This is a genomic window from Amantichitinum ursilacus (assembly GCF_001294205.1).
Lineage (GTDB): Bacteria > Pseudomonadota > Gammaproteobacteria > Burkholderiales > Chitinibacteraceae > Amantichitinum > Amantichitinum ursilacus.
In genome coordinates, this window is sequence record NZ_LAQT01000028.1 from 37,196 (window position 1) to 54,167 (window position 16,972).

14 protein-coding genes and 1 riboswitch are annotated in these 16,972 nt (G+C 60.3%); of the genes, 12 read left to right on the forward strand and 2 right to left on the reverse strand.

Annotated features, from left to right (window positions below; translation table 11 throughout):
* The first annotated feature begins 28 nt into the window (after positions 1-28).
* From WG78_RS16820 to scpB, 5 genes are read left to right on the forward strand one after another with little or no spacing between them, the layout of a single operon-like run.
* Positions 29-673, forward strand: a complete 645-nt coding sequence (locus tag WG78_RS16820) for a site-2 protease family protein (protein ID WP_053939002.1) — start codon at positions 29-31, stop codon at positions 671-673.
* A gap of 35 nt (positions 674-708) precedes the next feature.
* Positions 709-1,911 carry a tryptophan--tRNA ligase gene (locus WG78_RS16825; RefSeq protein WP_053939003.1) on the forward strand — a complete coding sequence of 401 codons (1,203 nt, stop codon included), beginning with the start codon at positions 709-711 and terminating at the stop codon, positions 1,909-1,911.
* Positions 1,908-2,462: a GNAT family N-acetyltransferase gene (locus WG78_RS16830; protein WP_083459273.1), complete on the forward strand. Its 555-nt coding sequence runs from the start codon at positions 1,908-1,910 to the stop codon at positions 2,460-2,462. The genes WG78_RS16825 and WG78_RS16830 overlap by 4 nt, the downstream gene beginning before the upstream one ends.
* Positions 2,455-3,327 (forward strand): segregation and condensation protein A, encoded by an 873-nt coding sequence (locus WG78_RS16835; RefSeq protein WP_236692066.1) that lies wholly within the window; start codon positions 2,455-2,457, stop codon positions 3,325-3,327. Before WG78_RS16830 ends, WG78_RS16835 begins: the two co-directional genes overlap by 8 nt.
* Positions 3,320-3,886, forward strand: coding sequence for an SMC-Scp complex subunit ScpB (scpB, locus tag WG78_RS16840; protein WP_053939054.1), 567 nt, complete (start codon positions 3,320-3,322; stop codon positions 3,884-3,886). Before WG78_RS16835 ends, scpB begins: the two co-directional genes overlap by 8 nt.
* Before the next feature lie 65 nt (positions 3,887-3,951).
* Here scpB and WG78_RS16845 read toward each other — a convergent pair whose 3' ends face one another.
* Entirely contained in the window at positions 3,952-4,701 is a 750-nt protein-coding gene (locus WG78_RS16845) for an FxDxF family PEP-CTERM protein (RefSeq protein ID WP_161805142.1), read from the reverse strand.
* 287 nt (positions 4,702-4,988) lie between these two features.
* Positions 4,989-5,109, forward strand: a riboswitch (guanidine-I (ykkC/yxkD leader).
* A gap of 79 nt (positions 5,110-5,188) precedes the next feature.
* Here WG78_RS16845 and WG78_RS16850 point away from each other — a divergent pair.
* The 7 genes from WG78_RS16850 (at position 5,189) to WG78_RS16880 (ending at position 13,640) form a co-directional block, all read left to right on the forward strand.
* Complete coding sequence (locus WG78_RS16850; RefSeq protein WP_053939006.1) at positions 5,189-6,193, forward strand: ABC transporter substrate-binding protein; 1,005 nt, start codon at positions 5,189-5,191, stop codon at positions 6,191-6,193.
* Positions 6,194-6,234: 41 nt separating this feature from the next.
* Positions 6,235-7,068: an ABC transporter permease gene (locus WG78_RS16855; protein WP_053939007.1), complete on the forward strand. Its 834-nt coding sequence runs from the start codon at positions 6,235-6,237 to the stop codon at positions 7,066-7,068.
* Positions 7,069-7,083: 15 nt separating this feature from the next.
* A complete protein-coding gene (locus WG78_RS16860; RefSeq protein WP_053939008.1) occupies positions 7,084-7,926 on the forward strand; it encodes an ABC transporter ATP-binding protein in 843 nt (280 codons plus the stop codon).
* Between the two features lie 15 nt (positions 7,927-7,941).
* Positions 7,942-8,748, forward strand: a complete 807-nt coding sequence (locus WG78_RS16865; RefSeq protein WP_083459279.1) for an urea amidolyase associated protein UAAP1 — start codon at positions 7,942-7,944, stop codon at positions 8,746-8,748.
* Between the two features lie 10 nt (positions 8,749-8,758).
* Positions 8,759-9,412: an urea amidolyase associated protein UAAP2 gene (locus WG78_RS16870; protein ID WP_053939009.1), complete on the forward strand. Its 654-nt coding sequence runs from the start codon at positions 8,759-8,761 to the stop codon at positions 9,410-9,412.
* A gap of 93 nt (positions 9,413-9,505) precedes the next feature.
* Positions 9,506-13,093 carry an urea carboxylase gene (gene uca / locus WG78_RS16875; protein WP_053939010.1) on the forward strand — a complete coding sequence of 1,196 codons (3,588 nt, stop codon included), beginning with the start codon at positions 9,506-9,508 and terminating at the stop codon, positions 13,091-13,093.
* Between the two features lie 217 nt (positions 13,094-13,310).
* A complete protein-coding gene (locus WG78_RS16880; RefSeq protein ID WP_053939011.1) occupies positions 13,311-13,640 on the forward strand; it encodes a DHCW motif cupin fold protein in 330 nt (109 codons plus the stop codon).
* A gap of 306 nt (positions 13,641-13,946) precedes the next feature.
* Here the strand turns inward: WG78_RS16880 and WG78_RS16885 are convergent, their stop codons facing one another.
* Positions 13,947-16,616 (reverse strand): RICIN domain-containing protein, encoded by a 2,670-nt coding sequence (locus WG78_RS16885; protein ID WP_053939012.1) that lies wholly within the window; start codon positions 16,614-16,616, stop codon positions 13,947-13,949.
* Positions 16,617-16,972 lie beyond the last annotated feature (356 nt).

A 16,972-nucleotide genomic window follows, 5' to 3' on the forward strand; every position in this document is an offset into this window, starting at 1 on the left:
CGCAATACGCCCCGGGAAATTCCGCTCGATGGACCTGAACCTGATCCAGAAGATTTGCATCTGGTCGCTACCTATCCTGTTTGCCTTGACGTTGCACGAAGCTGCACATGCATACGTCGCAAAACGCTTTGGCGACTCGACCGCCGCATTGGCGGGTCGGGTTTCGCTTAATCCGATCCGCCATATTGACCCACTTGGCACATTGCTGATCCCGTTGGTCTGCATGCTGAGCGGCGCCAGTTTTCTGTTCGGCTGGGCGCGGCCTACGCCCGTGGACGCACGCAATTTGCGCAATCCGCAGCGCGATCTGTTCTGGGTGTTCGCCGCAGGCCCGGCATCGCATCTGGTGATGGCCATTGGATGGGCATTGGTCTGGAAGCTGGCGATCGTGTTACCCAACTTCAGTCTGCAAGTGCCGATGATGCTGATGGGACAGGCCGGTATCGGTTTCAACCTGATGTTGTTGGTCCTCAACCTCGTGCCCTTGCCGCCAATGGATGGCGGCCGGATGCTACTCCTTGTTTTGCCGCCCGCCAAAGCTGACCAACTGCAACGCGCCGAACCTTATCTGAATGGTTTGTTGATCTTGCTATTGATTACAGGCGTGCTGGCCAAGGTGTTGTTGCCCATTGTCGGCGTTCTCTATCAATTGCTGTACACACTGATTTTGTAATCGAATACACGACGCATAGTCGCAAGGAATAAAACATGTTTCCCGACCGCGTTCTCTCGGGCATGCGCCCCACTGGCAAGCTGCACCTGGGTCATTACCATGGTGTGCTCAAAAACTGGGTGCAATTGCAAAGCGAATACGAATGCCTGTTTATGGTGGCCGATCTGCACGCGCTGACCACCGCGTATGACGATGTTTCGGTCATCGAAAAAAGCGTGTGGGATATGGTGATTGACTGGATTGCCGCGGGCGTCGATCCGTCGCAGGCCACTATCTTTATCCAGAGCCGCGTGCCCGAGCACGCCGAGCTGCATCTGCTGCTATCGATGATCACGCCGCTCAGCTGGCTGGAGCGCGTGCCCACCTATAAAGACCAGATCGACAAGTTGTCGAACAAGGATCTGGGCACCTACGGTTTCCTTGGCTACCCGCTGTTGCAGGCCGCCGACATCCTGCTGTACCGCGGTACCCTGGTGCCGGTGGGGGAAGATCAGGTGCCGCACGTGGAAATCACGCGCGAAATCGCGCGTCGCTTTAACCACGTGTTTGGCAAAGAAGCCGGCTTTGAAGAAAAAGCCGAGAACGCCATCAAGAAAATGGGTGGCAAAAAAGGCAAGTTGTACGAAGAACTGCGCACGCGCTTTCAGCAAGAAGGCGATGTGGAAGCGCTCGACGCCGCGCGCGCTTTGCTGGCCGATACGCAAAACCTCAGTCACGGTGATCGCGAGCGGCTGTTCGGCTTTCTGGAAGGCGGCGGCAAAATGATATTGCCGGAATCGCGCCCACTGCTGACCGCCGCGTCGCGCATGCCCGGTCTGGACGGCGCCAAGATGAGCAAGTCATACGGCAATACCATCAGCTTGCGTGAAGACGCTGATTCGGTGGCGCGCAAAATCAAGCAGATGCCCACCGACCCCGCGCGCGGCCGCCGCACCGATCCGGGCGACCCGGAAAAATGTCCGGTATGGCAGCTGCATCAGGTGTACTCGACCGAGGACACGCGCAAATGGGTGGTGGAAGGCTGTACCACCGCAGGCATCGGCTGTATTCAGTGCAAACAGCCGGTGATTGACGGCGTGCTGGCCGAACAAAAGCCGATGTTCGAGCGCGCACAGCCGTTCCTCGAAGACCCCACGCTGGTGCGCAACCTGGTGGCCGATGGCTGTGAACGCGCGCGCGAACTGGCACGCGAAACCATGCGCGATGTGCGCGAAGCGATGGGGCTTGCGTACGATTGAAAGCCGATCATCGTTCTTTGTCGACGCCGGCTCAGCCCGCGCCGGTTGATCCGTTTGTGCGACCCGCCATACATCGTGATCTCGACGCCATTCTGGCGGTACAACGCGCCGCGTTCGGGCGTGAGCAAGAAGCCGACTTGGTGGCTGCATTGCTCAGCTCTGGCCATGCGGTATGCAATCTGGTGGCCTTGCTCGATCAACAGGTCGTGGGGCACGTGTTGTTTACGTTGGTGCAAGCGCCAGAAGGCGCGCGCCTGGTGGGCCTCGCGCCATTGGCGGTCGCCCCCTCGGCGCAACAGAATGGCATCGGCGCGGCGCTGGTGTTTTACGCCTGGCCGATGTTGCGAGATGCCGGTTTTGATGGCGTGGTGGTCGTGGGCGACCCGGCTTACTACGCGCGGTTTGGCTTTGTGCCCGCGTCGCAATGGGGCTTGAGTTGCGCCCAGGCGCTGAAGCCAGCGCATTTCCTGGCCTGCCCACTCGCGCCTGATGCACTGGCGCGCATCCAGCCAGGCGCAGTCACTTATGCAGCGGAGTTTGATGGTGTCTGATCCAACCACCCTTGCCAGCGTAGAACCGGCGGCCGCGCTGCCGACGCTGGCATTGGTGTTTGGTGAAGCCGTCACCGAACTGCCGCTCGATTTATATATTCCGCCCGACGCTTTGCGCGTACTGCTTGATTCGTTTGAAGGCCCGCTCGATCTGCTGCTGTATCTAATCCGCAAGCAGAACATCGACATTCTCGATATCCCGATGGCGCGTGTGACTGCGCAATATATGGAATACGTCAACGCGATGCAGGTGGATCGGTTGGAGTTGGCCGCCGAATATTTGCTGATGGCCGCCATGCTGATCGAAATCAAATCGCGCCTTTTGCTGCCCAAACCCAGCGCCAGCGAAGACGCGGAAGCCAATGATCCGCGCGCCGAACTGGTGCGCCGCTTGCTGGAATACGAGCAAATCAAACTGGCCGCGTACGAGCTGGACCAGTTGCCGCAAGCGGGTCGCGATTTCCAGCTAGTCACGGTGCTGTTTGAAAAAGACCTGGTGGTGCGTCTGCCCGAAGTCAGCGCGATCGATCTGAAAACCGCGTGGCTCAACATTCTGGCGCGCGCCAAACGCAATCAGCATCACAAAGTGCAGCCCGACGAATTATCGGTGCGTGAGCAGATGACGCATATCCTCAAGCTGTTGCAGGACGGCCGCTACGCGCGCTTCGAAGATCTGTTTGATACCACACGCGGCGTGCCCTTGTTGGTGGTGACGTTTATTGCCGTGCTGGAACTGGTCAAGGAAAAGTACATCCGCGTTAGCCAGGACGAAGGCTTTGCGCCTATCTATGTGTGCCTGGCCAGCGTGCCCGATCTGTTTCAGGGTGGCGCAGCCGCCGCGGCCGAGGACGTGAATGATGAATAACCCGGATCAGACCTCGCTGTACGACCGCGCCCATATGCAGAAAGTGCTGGAAACGGCCTTGCTGGTGGCCAGCGAACCGCTCTCCTTGCATGCGTTAAAAAGCCTGTTTGCCGAAGAAACCAACGCGGTGTTGCTGAATGGTTTGTTAGAAGCGATCCAGCAGGATTGGGCAGGGCGGGGCATTGAGTTGGTCAAACTGGCGTCGGGCTGGCGCTTTCGGGCGCGGCTGGAAATGCAGCCGTATCTGGAGCGGCTTAATCCCGAAAAACCACCGCGGTATTCGCGCGCGGTAATGGAAACGCTGGCCATCGTGGCGTATCGGCAACCCGTCACGCGCGGCGATATTGAAGAGATTCGCGGCGTCACGGTCTCCAGCCAGATTATCCAGACGCTGAAAGAACGTGGTTGGCTTGAAGTCGTCGGCCACAAAGAAGTGCCGGGTAGGCCAGAACTGCTGGCCACCACGCGCCAGTTTCTGGACGACCTGGGCCTGAACGCGCTCAGCGCATTGCCGCCGCTGCAGGAGCTGGGCAATCTGATCGTCCCGTCTGAAGAATAATCCGCGCCGCCAATAGAAATGCCCCCGCCGAAGCGGGGGCATGCACTTGCAACTACTTGACTGACTTAAGCCAGTTGAGCTTGCTTGCGCGCAGTAACCTTGCGGCTACGTGCAGCAACCAGCGCCACCAGGCCCAGACCCATCAGGGCATAGGTTTCCGGCTCAGGCACGCCCACAACCGGCTTGATGGCCACGTCAAACAGATAGCTGCCACCGTAAGCGCCATCAGCATCACCGGCCACGGTGAAGAAGTAGTCGCCGCCAGCCAGTTTCTTGAAGAAGGTTGCGTCGCCAGTCGTTGCGTCAAAGTCATAAGTCAGCAGCGAAGTGGTCGGAGCGGTCTTCGAGTACAGGCTAACCACGCCGGTGCCATCTTTGATATCAAAGATGTTTTTCAGGTTCAGCACGACAGCGGAGGTGGAGAGTTCGTATTCGCTGCCCAGGGTGAAATTGTAAATGTCAGTGAAGGTGCCGCTCAGGCCCGTGCCCGCGGCGACTTTCGGGTGATCAACGTCCAGTGTGCCCCAGAAGGACGTGACGTCAGCTTGAGCGAATTGGGCAACACCAGCGGATAGCAGGGCTGCGACAGCAAAAGAAGTAAAGGAACGCATGTTGGCAAGTCTCCGAAATGGCAAGTCGGTGAAAACTGTTTTGCGGTTTTGCGTAAGGAATGTCCTGACGCAACGCAATATTAATTGGTACATTGACTGTAAGCAAATGCCATTTAAGCCGAATTTAAGATTTCGCCCGTTTTGGCGAAGGTATCCGACGAACGTCAGTTTGTGAGGCAGCTCACAGACGGTATTCAGCGCCACAACCCGCATTCCGCCTCAATCGCTAACGCAATATCCTTTAATAATTATATAGTTATGTGCAGTGCACCATTTACGCCCAAATATTACGGTCTTGCACCAGAGTTACGCGCGTTTAACTCGGGCTGGCAATGCCATCCTGACTGACCACTGCAATCCGCAAAACAAAAAACCCATCCAAATCAGGCTTCTGCGCCATTAATCTGAGGTAAAACCCACGCTCGATGTCAGCCTGGCATCGCTTTTGCTCTAGATGGAAGTACGAGAGGTGCGGCTGAAGTCGCATCGTCTTTCAGGAAAGCTAGGGTTCCGGTTTCATTTGTAATTTTCATTACATGAAACGTCTGGTCCGAGAGCGTTCCGGCCGCCATCCATTTGGCAGCTCCACGGCGGGACAAAAGCCCGGGAGGTCGCGACAGTCAGTCATTGCAAGTGCAATGAAAGGTCTGCCCGCCTCTCGTGCCCGGATTCCCATCTCAGGAGCAATGCCATGTCTGTCCTTTCTTCCGCTGCATCGCTGTGCTGTCGTCGTACGCTCGCCGTCGTCTCCGCCGTCGCCCTTACCGCATTGTCCGCGTGGTCGCCGCTGGCCCAGGCCGAAGTCAAAGTGGGCGTTTCGGACTGGCCCGGTTGGGTTGCCTGGTATGTGGCCGATCAGAACGGCTATTTCAAAAAATACGGCGCCGACGTCAAGCTGGTCTGGTTTGCCAACTACACCGATTCGATTGCGGCGCTGAGCAGCGGGCAGCTGGACGCCAATTCGCAAACCTGGTCCGACACCATGGCCCCGCTGGCCAAAGGCGTGCCGGTTAAAGCGGTGCTGGTTAATGACAACTCGGCCGGCAACGATGCGCTGATGGTCGGCCCCAAAATCAAGACCTTTGCCGATCTCAAAGGCAAAACCATCGCGCTGGAGCAATACAGCATTTCGCATTTCGTGCTGGTTAACGCGCTGGAAAAGCACGGCATGACGCTCAAGGACGTCAAGGTCACCAACCTGGCCGCAGGCGACGCCGCCGCCGCGTTTATGGCCGGCCGCGTGGATGCCGCCGTGGTGTGGAACCCGTGGGTCAACACCATCCAGACCTCGGGCAAGGGCCATGCGCTGTTTACCTCGCGCGATATGCCCGGGCTGATTCCCGATCTGCTGGTGGCGCAAGACAAAGCCATCCAGAGCAAGCGCAAAGACCTGGTGGGGATAATCAAGGCCTGGTATGACGCGCAAGCCTTTATCGCCGCGCATCCGGACGACGCCGCCAGAATCATGAGCAAGGTGGTCAGCCTTAAACCGGACGAATACAAGGCCTTTTTGCCGGGCACGCGTTTCTTTAACGCCAAAGACAACGCTGACGCCTTCAACCCCAAGAGCAACACCTCGCTTAGCGCCGTCGCGCCCACCATCAACCGCTTTCTGCTGGACAACAAACTGGTGGAAGGCAAGCCCGATGTCGCCAAGGGCCTTGATGGTTCGCTGGTACAAGAAGCCGCCAAATAAGCGCGCGCTACATTCCACCGATCTGCACGCCGGAGAACCGCATGTCCGCACCTGAAATGATTGCTCCCGCCCACGTTGCGCCACCCCGGCGCAGCGTGTGGGCCATCCGTGGCGAGCTGTCGACGCGCGCTTATCTGGCGATTGCGTTGGCGGGCCTGCTGTTGCCCTTGCTGCTGTGGTGGGCGCTCTCGGCCAGCCAGTGGGTGTCGCCAGTGTTTTTGCCAGGGCCATATACCGTGCTGCAACGGCTGGTGCAGTGGTGGAGCGAAGACAACCTGGGTGGCGATATGGCCATCAGTGGCTATCGCGTCATCGCCGGCTGGGCACTGTCGGTGGTGGTTGCGTTGCCGCTGGGATTGCTGATCGGCACGTTCCGCCCGGTGCAAGCGTTGCTGGAACCGCTGACGGACTTTATCCGCTACATGCCCGCGGTGGCGTTTGTACCGCTGGTGATGTTGTGGGTGGGTATCGATGAGGGCGCCAAAGTGGCCGTCATCTTTATCGGCACGTTTTTCCAGATGGTGTTGATGGTGGCCGAAGACGTGCGCCGCGTGCCGGCCATGCAGATCGAAGCCGCGCAAACCATGGGCGCGACGCGCGGTGAAATCATCAAGCTGGTGATCGTGCCGTCGGCGCGGCCCGCCTTGCTGGATACGCTGCGCATCACCATGGGCTGGGCCTGGACTTATCTGGTGGTGGCCGAACTGGTGGCCGCCAATTCGGGCGTCGGCTTCGCCATCCTGAAAGCGCAGCGCTTTTTGCAAACCGACAAGATCTTTGCCGGCATTTTGCTGATCGGCGCGATGGGCCTGGTCATCGACCAGTTGTTCCGCCTGTTACACCGCAAAGCGTTTCCGTGGCTGGCGCGGCATTAATCGAGGAGCCTGACGATGACCCCCAAAATTGCCATCCGCGACGTCAACAAGCAGTTTGGCCAGGGCGCGCAAGCGGTCCAGGCGCTGCAGCACGCCAGTCTGGATGTGGCCGACAACGAATTCATCACCTTTGTCGGCGCTTCGGGCTGCGGCAAATCCACGCTGCTGCGCATTATCGGCGGGCTGGAAACGCAAAGCAGCGGCCAGGTCTTGCTCGACGGCGCGCCAGTCACCGGGCCGGGCGCGGATCGGGCCATGGTGTTTCAGCATTACAGCCTGTACCCGTGGCTTACCGTGCTGGACAACATCAAGTTCAGCCGCCAGTTGGCGGTTAACCAGAAAGACCGCACTTCGGTCGATGTGGAACGCGCCAGCGGTCGCGCCGACGCCTTGCTCAGCCTGATGGGCCTGACCGCCGCAGCGCATAAATATCCGGCGCAATTGTCGGGCGGCATGCAGCAACGCGTCGCGATTGCGCGGGCCTTGATGAGCAAGCCGCGCGTATTGCTGATGGACGAGCCGTTCGGCGCGCTCGATGCGCAAACCCGCGAAGTGATGCACGACCTGATCTGCCATGTGCGGCGGCTGGAGCAAGTCACCATCGTCTTCGTCACGCATGACGTCGAAGAGGCGATTTACCTCGGCGACCGCGTGGTGCTGATGGCGCCGCGCCCCGGCCGCATCGACACCATTTACCCGGTGCCGTTGCCCGCCGCGCGCGATCAGGACATGAAACTGGCGCCGGCATTTACCGGCCTCAAACGCGAAATCCTTAACCGCATCCGTGACACCGCAGGCATGAAAACCGATCTGGAACAGCTGCAAAAGCTGTCCGGTCTGGCCGCGTTGCACGCTTAGCAGGAGACCCAATCCATGACCGACTTTGCCGCAACGCTGGATAACCCGCCCGCGCACGCGCCGGTGGATGTGCCCGAATTCTGGAAGCGCTTTGCGCCCGACCTGGCTGCCGACCGCGTGCTCTGGTCCGACATCCTGCCCGGCGGCGCGCATTGGTCTGCGCTGATGCCGCGCGGCAGTACGCTGCGTTTTGTGGCGCTGGATGCAGGCGTCAATCTGTCGCTAATGCTGTTTTCAGCGCGCGAAAAGCTGGAGCGCTACAGCATGCCCGACAGCCTGAAAGCCCAGCACACCGCGCATTACACGCGCGGCCATGTGTTGATGAGCGATATGGGCCGCTCGCTGGCGTCATTCACCGCCGATACGCTGGGCTGGCACGATCCCTTGGGCGCGCTGCTGGATGCGCCGACGCTGGCGCGCAAATACGGCGAGCGCAATTTTGAGACGGCGCGCAATGCCATGTACCGCAACGGCCGTGATGGTTTGCTGATTGAAATTGGCAAATACGGCCTGGGCAAGCGCGATCTGACCGCGCCGGTCAATCTGTTCAGCAAGATCACCGTGGATGACGAAGGCCGCTTTGCCTTTGTGCCCAATCACGCCCAACCGGGGGATTACGTCGAGTTGCGCTTTGATATGGACACGCTCGTCGCCTATAGCAGCGCGCCGCATCCGCTCGATCCGCGCCCCGACTACGCGCCGGGCAAGATCGGCCTGGCGGCATGGCGTTCGGGCGTGGCGGCAGCCGACGATTATTGCCGCCAGTTCCGCCCGGAAAACGCCCGGGCCATCCATAACGCCGATCAACTGTATCTGATGTGAGGAACCCGCCATGACCGCAACGGCCATCCGCCTCAAAACCAGTGCGCTTAATCCCGCGCACGCCGTACTCGACCGCTATCAACCTGCGGGCGAACCGTGGCTGCATGCCGTCAAACAGGGCCAGACGCTGCGCATCGAAGACCTGCAAGGCAACCAGGCAGCCGATGTCATCTTCTATAACCAGCACGACATCAGCGAGCACTACAGCGCCACACAAACCATGCTGCAGCAAGGCGGCATTTATCTGACCACCGACAGTGTGCTGGTCAGCAATGATGGCAACGCCATGCTCACCATCGTGGCCGACACCTGCGGCCGCCACGACACCCTGGGCGGCGCTTGCGCGGCCGAGAGCAACACCGTGCGCTACGCCTTGCAAAAGAAATACATGCATTCGTGCCGCGACAACTATCTGCTGGCCATCCAGCACGCCGATGTCGGCATCACCAAGCGCGATCTGGTGCCCAATGTGAATTTCTTTATGAATGTGCCGGTAACGCACACGGGCGATCTGAAGTTTGACGATGGCGTGTCCGGTCCCGGCAAATACGTGGAAATGCGCGCCGAGATGGATGTGTGGGTGTTGATCTCCAACTGCCCGCAACTTAACAACCCGTGCAATGGCTGGAACCCGACGCCGGTGCGGTTGTTGATCTGGGACTAGCCGGCGCGCTGTATCCCCCTCAAGCATTCCAGCCCATGCGGGACGGCCCGCTGGGTGTTGCAATCGTGCGGGACGACCCGCTGGTGCATAGCCATGTTTAGCAAAGTCCTGATCGCCAATCGCGGCGAGATTGCCTGCCGCATTATCAAAACACTCCAACGCATGGGCATCGCCGCGGTGGCGGTGTATTCCGAAGCGGACCGCCATGCGGCGCATGTGGCGCTGGCCGATGAGGCCGTTTGCGTCGGCCCGGCCGCAGCCGCACTCAGCTATTTGCGTAGTGAAACCATCCTGCAGGCCGCGCTGGATACCGGCGCGCAAGCCATCCATCCGGGCTACGGTTTTCTGAGCGAAAACGCCGACTTTGCCGCAGCCTGCGCCGACGCGGGCATCGTGTTTATCGGCCCCAGACCGGAACATATGCGCGCCTTTGGCCTGAAGCACACCGCGCGCGAACTGGCGCAGCTGAACAACGTGCCGCTGTTGCCGGGCAGCGGTTTGCTGGCGGATGTGGCGGATGCGCGCATTCAGGCCGAACGCATCGGCTATCCGGTGATGCTGAAAAGCACGGCGGGCGGGGGCGGCATCGGCATGCAGTTGTGTCGCGACGCCGACGGCCTGACACAGGCGTGGGCCGGCGTGCAGCGTTTGTCGCAAAACAACTTCAAGAACGGCGGCATCTATCTGGAGAAATTTGTCGAAGACGCGCGCCATATCGAAGTGCAGATTTTTGGCGCGTCCGACGGGCAGATTGTGCATCTGGGCGAACGCGATTGCTCCACGCAGCGGCGCAACCAGAAAGTGATTGAAGAAACGCCCGCGCCGCATTTAAGCGCCACGCAGCGCCAGCAATTGTGCGACACCGCGGTGCGGCTGGTGCGTGCAGTGGGCTATCAGTCGGCCGGCACGGTGGAGTTTGTGTTCGATGTGCGCAGCCAGCAGTTTTATTTTCTGGAAGTAAACACGCGGCTGCAGGTGGAGCACGGCGTAACCGAGTTGGTGAACGAGGTCGATCTGGTGGAATGGATGCTGCTGGCCGCCGCAGGCGAGGGCCCGGATCTGAATGCCTGGCAGTGGCAGCCGCAGGGCGCGGCGATGCAGGTGCGCGTGTATGCCGAAGACCCCAACAAACAATTCCAGCCCGCCGCGGGCTTGCTGACGCATGTGCAACTGCCCGTCGAGGCGCGGGTGGATAGCTGGGTGAGCAGCGGCACCGAAGTGCCCGCATTTTATGATCCGCTGGTGGCCAAAATCCTCACCCATGGCGTGGATCGGGACGAAGCGCTTCGCCGTATGCAGCAGGCGCTGACCCAGACCGACCTGGCTGGCATCGAGACCAATCTGGATTATCTGCGCCAGATTCTGGCCGATGATGTGTTTGCCAGTGGCCGCCAGATTACGCGTTCGCTGGCTGGCTTTAACTATCGTCCGGCCACCGTGGATGTGCTGGAAGCGGGTGTGCAATCGAGTATCCAGGACTGGCCCGGTCGAGTGGGCTATTGGGGCGTGGGCGTGCCGCCGTCCGGCCCGATGGACAGCCAGGCGTTGCGGCTGGCCAATCGACTGGTGGGCAATGCCGAAGGCGCCGCGGCGCTGGAACTGACCGTCACCGGCCCGTCATTGCGCTTTAATCGCGTCAGCGTGATTGCGCTGACCGGCGCGGCAATGGCGGCAACGCTGGACGATGTGCCGATGCCTTTGTGGCGCGCGGTGCCGGTGGCGGCGGGCAGCGTGTTACGTGTCGGCGCGATTGAAGGCGGCGGTTGTCGCAGTTATCTGGCCGTCAGCGGCGGCTTTGCCGTGCCCGATTATCTGGGTAGCAAAGCCACCTTTACGTTGGGCCAGTTTGGTGGGCACGGCGGCCGCACCTTGCGCGTGGGCGATGTACTGCATCTGGGTGACGATAGCGCCTGTGTGGTCAACGAGCTGGCCAGCGCGGCCATCCCCGCTTACCCCACGCATTGGGATATTGGCGTGCTGTACGGCCCGCACGGTGCGCCCGATTTTTTTACCGATGCCGATATCGACGCGTTCTTTAACGCCGAATGGCAGGTGCATTACAACTCCAGCCGTACCGGCGTGCGGTTGATCGGCCCCAAGCCGGAGTGGGCGCGGCGCGATGGCGGCGAGGCCGGGCTGCATCCGTCCAATATCCACGACAACGCCTATGCTATCGGCGCGATCGACTTTACCGGCGATATGCCGGTGATACTGGGCCCGGACGGCCCCAGCCTTGGCGGCTTTGTTTGCCCGGCTGTGGTGGTGGATGCCGAATTGTGGAAGCTGGGCCAGCTGCGGCCTGGCAATACCGTGCGCTTTAAATGCGTGGATCGGACGCAGGCGGCCGCGATGCAAAGTGCGCTCGATCAACGCGTGGCTAGCCTGCAAGGCGATGCGCGCTTGCCTTTGCCCAGCGCGGAACGCGCCTCGCCCATCGTGCACCGCATCGCGGCGCAGGCCGACCAGCCCGAGATTGTGTGCCGCCAGGCGGGCGATCGTTATCTGCTGGTGGAATACGGCCCGCTGGTGCTCGATCTGGAACTGCGTTTGCGCGTGCAGGCGCTGTATCAATGGTTTGTCGATACCGCGCTGGCGGGTGTTATTGATCTGACGCCGGGCATCCGCTCCCTGCAAATCCACTTTGATCCGCGCGTTTTGCCCTTGCCGCGTTTGCTGGCCGCCATCGAGCGCGCCCAAGCCGGGTTGGTGGATATCGCCAGCATGGAAATCCCGTCGCGCACGGTGTGGCTACCGCTGAGTTGGGACGATGCGGCCACGCGGCTGGCCATTGATAAATACATGCAATCGGTGCGACCGGATGCGCCGTGGTGCCCCAGCAATATTGAATTTATCCGGCGCATTAACGGCCTGCCCGATCTCGACGCGGTGCAGCGCATCTTGTTTGAGGCCAGCTATCTGGTGATGGGGCTGGGTGATGTGTACCTGGGCGCGCCGGTGGCCACGCCGCTGGACCCGCGCCACCGGCTGGTAACCACCAAATACAATCCGGCGCGTACCTGGACGCCCGAGAATGCGGTTGGCATCGGTGGCGCTTATCTGTGCGTGTATGGCATGGAAGGGCCGGGCGGGTATCAGTTTGTTGGCCGTACTGTGCAGATGTGGAACCGGCATAAAACCACTGCCGATTTCACCGCAGGCAAGCCATGGTTGCTGCGCTTTTTTGATCAGATCCGCTTTTATCCGGTGAGCGCGGACGAACTGCTGCAAATGCGCGAGGACTTTATTGAGGGCCGCTTTAAATTGCGCATTGAAGAAGGCGTGTTCCGGCTGGGCGATTACCAGGCGTTTCTGGCGGAGCATGCGGCATCGATTGCTGCATTCCAGCGCACGCAACAAGCCGCATTTGCGGCGGAACGCGCGCATTGGGAAGCCACTGGCGCCAATGTCTACAACAGCGAACCCGCCGTGGCCGATAACGCGGCTGAAGAAGTCGAACTGCCCGCAGGCCATAGCGCCGTGGCCACGCAGGTGGCCGGCAATGTGTGGAAGATCAACGTGGAGGCGGGCGCGGCCGTGACGGCCGGGCAGGTGGTGGCCATTGTTGAATCGATGAAGATGGAGATCAACATCGTTGCCCCGCGCGCCGGTACCGTGCAGCAGGTGCTGTGCCAGGCGGGAACTGGCGTGGTGGCTGGCCAACGCTTGTTGGTGATCAGCTGAGATAGGGTGGGTCTGGACGGCGACGCCCAGCCCCACCACTCAAAGTGGCACGCCAAAATCACAGCCCATTGCTATGGCATTGATCGGTGGGACTGGGCGTCCCCCGTCCAGCTCCACCCATGCGCAGCAGTTTTTGCGCATTTGCGGTCGTGCCTGTATCTGTGGCCGCACGCCGGGGCGCGGTATCCTGGTCGCCTGTTAACGCGAGGGCGCACCGATGCAGATCGAACATATTCCGTTTGGCACCACCGACTGGAGCAAGGTCGCCGCGACCGAGCACGCGGGCAAGTTTGGCAAGGCGCTGTGGCGCACGCAGCAGATGGGTGCGATGCGCGTACGCATGGTGGAATACACGCCGGGCTATGTGGCCGACCACTGGTGCGAGAAAGGCCACGTGTTGCTGTGCCTGCAAGGCGAATTGCATACCGAACTGGCGGACGGGCGCGAGTTTGTGTTGCGGCCGGGGATGAGCTACCAGGTGGCCGATGGCGCGGAGCCGCATCGCTCGATGACGCTGACCGGGGCCAAGCTGTTTATCGTGGATTGAGGCGTTGCCGCCGGGCTGTCAGCAGGTGTCCAGTATGTGTGCGCACGCGTCGGTTTGATCGAGATCGCGGCGCGCAAAGAAAGCCTGCGCTGTCTAATCGGATTTCGTGGCGGGCAAAGAAAAGCCCGCCAAAGAGGGCGGGCCAAATCCAACCACGGAGTCAACGCGCCTGCCTGCGCGTTGAAAAGAATATTGCGCTTTTCTGATAAAGCTAACAGCCAGGGCGACTCCTGGGTGGCGTGCTTACGCTTAAGTGCTTGAAAACAAACAAGGCGTGCCGCGAGAGCGCGCCTTATTGCATCCGCCTTACCAGCCGCTATTACCTTGCACCTTGTTAAAGAAGCTGGCCGGTGCGCCGCCACTATCCAGCGGTGCAATGGCCGAGCCCGATACCGTGACGCCATCAAAATTAACCTGGCCCCGCCCACCGTTATCCAGCACCTGAATGCCGTAGGTGCCCGCATTGGTCACGTGCACATTGCGCAGCGTGACATTGCTGAAGCTGGCGCTGTCCGCCGCTTGCAGCAATTGCGGCGAAAACTTCTCGCCTGGCGGCACATACGCCGTGCCAAAACCGCGGAATTCGATACCGGCGTAAGTCGGATCGATAATGTCGACGGTATCCACCAGCACATTGGCCACGCTGCCTTCGCGCATATAAAACTTGAGCGCGCCGTGCTTCCACGGATTGGCCGTGTTTTCGAGGAACATCTGCCCGCCCGCCCGGATCAGCGAAATATTGCGGAAGGTGGTCATGCCCTGGAATGGATACGACGAGAACTCGTTATCCACCAGGATGCCCGGATAGGTCAGCACGTCTTCGCAGACGCTGTCCTCAAACGTATTGTCCTGTCCGCCATAGGCGGCAAAACAATTGGCGCGCCACGGCATTTGCACCGTGATTTTGCGGAACGTGTTGTTATGCCCGATGCCCTGGTCTGGCGCATTAACCGCAGCGGGGTCAATAAAGCCGGAACCCAGCTGGTAGGTTTTATCACGCACCCAATTGGTCCATTTAATCGACCACACCACGGCCGCATCATCACCGGTATTACGCATATGGCAATTCTCGACCAGCGTATTGGAGGTGCCGTTATCGAGATTGATGCCGTCCGCGTAGGTATTGCGGATACGGCAATTGCGAATGGTCAGACCGCTGGTAGGTTGGGTTTGATACGGCGGGTCATTGCCCACCCAGATTGCGCCCACTTCATGCTCGATCCAGACGTTTTCGATGAGCGAGTTAAGCCCCATGGGTCCGGCGAAGGCTTTTTGTACGCCTTGGGTTTCTTCGGCGCGTGCGGTGGCTTCGCCATAAATCGAGAAATCACCAAATACGCATTTCGCCGTGGCGCCATAGCAAAAGAACATCGCTTTAGGGCCTTTCAGCACGGTATACCACATGCCGGCCCCGCGAATTTCAATGCCGGGATTATCGAGGCCCACGTTGCCGCCGGTAATTTTGTTGGCCAGATAAGTGCCGGGCGGAAACCACAATTTTTGCGTGGAGCGCATGGCCCGCAAAATATCGTCGGCATGGTCAATCCCGTCATTGGGCTGAATGCCGAATGCGGTCACCGAAGTAAAGCCCGCGGGCATGGTTAATGGCGCAGGCACGTTTTCGAAATCAACCAGATCGATCGCGTAAAAACCGGCGTTGTCTTGCGCGTCGCGTTGCAATTTGACTTCAGCGCCCACCGGAATCGGGGTGTCGAGCAATAAACGCACTTCATCAAAAAACGTATGCGGTTGGGCGGCGGGGGTATCGACCACGGGATCGCCAATTAATCCGCCTTGATAAGACCAGGCGTAATGCGACGTCAGCGCCAGCGATTTGACGCGTTGCCCATTGATATACAAACCGAGCGATGCGTTGATGCCGCCGCCACTGGGCGCATCGGGAATCGAATAACGCACCACAATTGAATTGGCAGCGGCATTGGTGTGAAACGCCACGTAATCGCCGGTGCGGTTTAATTGCACCGCGCTGCGGCCGATGGCTTCGGCCTGGATATAAGCGGCATCCCACTTGGTGCGGTTGGGCGGCAGGATTTGCGCATTGGTGGCGGCGGCTTCGGCCTGGAATTCAACCCACGGCGCATCCATGCCGCGGCCGCTGGTGGGCGTCGGCGTTGGGGTCGGCGTTGGGGCTGGTGTGGGAGCCGGTGTGGGCGCGGGGGTAGGGACGGGTGTCGGTACAGGCGTCGGCGCCGGTGTGGGGACGGGCGTAGGCGCCGGAGTCGGTGCGGGCGTGGGGACCGGTGTCGGCGCGGGGGTTGGGGCCGGCGTTGGTGTTGGCGTGGGTGCCGGTCCGCTGACCGTCTGCAACTGCCACTGCGCGCTGGCCCACACTGGATAAATCCCGCCAATCTGCGCCGAGCCCACCAGATCCTGAATATGAATGTATTGACCTTGGTGCCAGCGGCTTTGCAGGCGCACATAACCGTCGCCGGTGTCTTCGACGATCCACATCGCGCTTTCCCAGCTGGGTTGGCGCGGCGAGGCCTGTACCAGACCGTTATTGCTTTCAATATTCAGATATTCGCCAGTCTGGGTATTTCTGAATTCGTAATAGCCGTCGCTGGTCTTTTCGACGACCCAGCTATACAGCCCGCTGGTACCGGTGCCATAGCCGGCGTTGGTGCCGGCGTCATACAGATAGTTGCTTTGCCAGCGGTTAACGATGCGCACTGTAGAACCAACCACGGGCGCGGCGTCCGCCTCGATCGGTAACACCAGGCAAAAGGCGCTGGCGAGCGCCAGATTGGCCAGCGTCTGGCCAAATCTACGGATGGTGGATTGCTTCACGTTGTCCTCCAACACAGTCGGGAACAGGCGGGCCGGCATGGCCTGCCTGGCTCTGTGGCAGGCGGTGGCGTAACGTTGCGCGCCTTGCAGGCCAATTGCCGCGTGGGTGATGACTGCGGCGCCAGCGGTGATGCCGGTCGGGGTTTTGGTCGGTGTGCGGTTGAGCAAGTTATGCAGAACGCCAGCTTGAAAGCGATTTCAACCTATGTACCGTTTTGTATCGCGTCAACGTGGCGCCAAGCGGCGACGCTTGCTGCAGCGCGCCATTGCCGCTGCTGCGCTTGGCGGTCTTCGGGGCGCGCGATCATGCTGCGGTGCTCTGCACACGTGTGCAGCTGACCGCGCACGCTGACCAGTGGTGGTGTTTGGCGTGTGATAAACGGCAATCAACGCTTGGAGGGCGATCGGTGCACACTGCAAGCGGTTTCAGCGGCGAGTGCGCCAGCTCACAGGGGTGAGGCAGGCACGTTGAGAATATTCTGATGCCTACCTATTCTTGCGCTCAATAACACGCTTAGGGAATC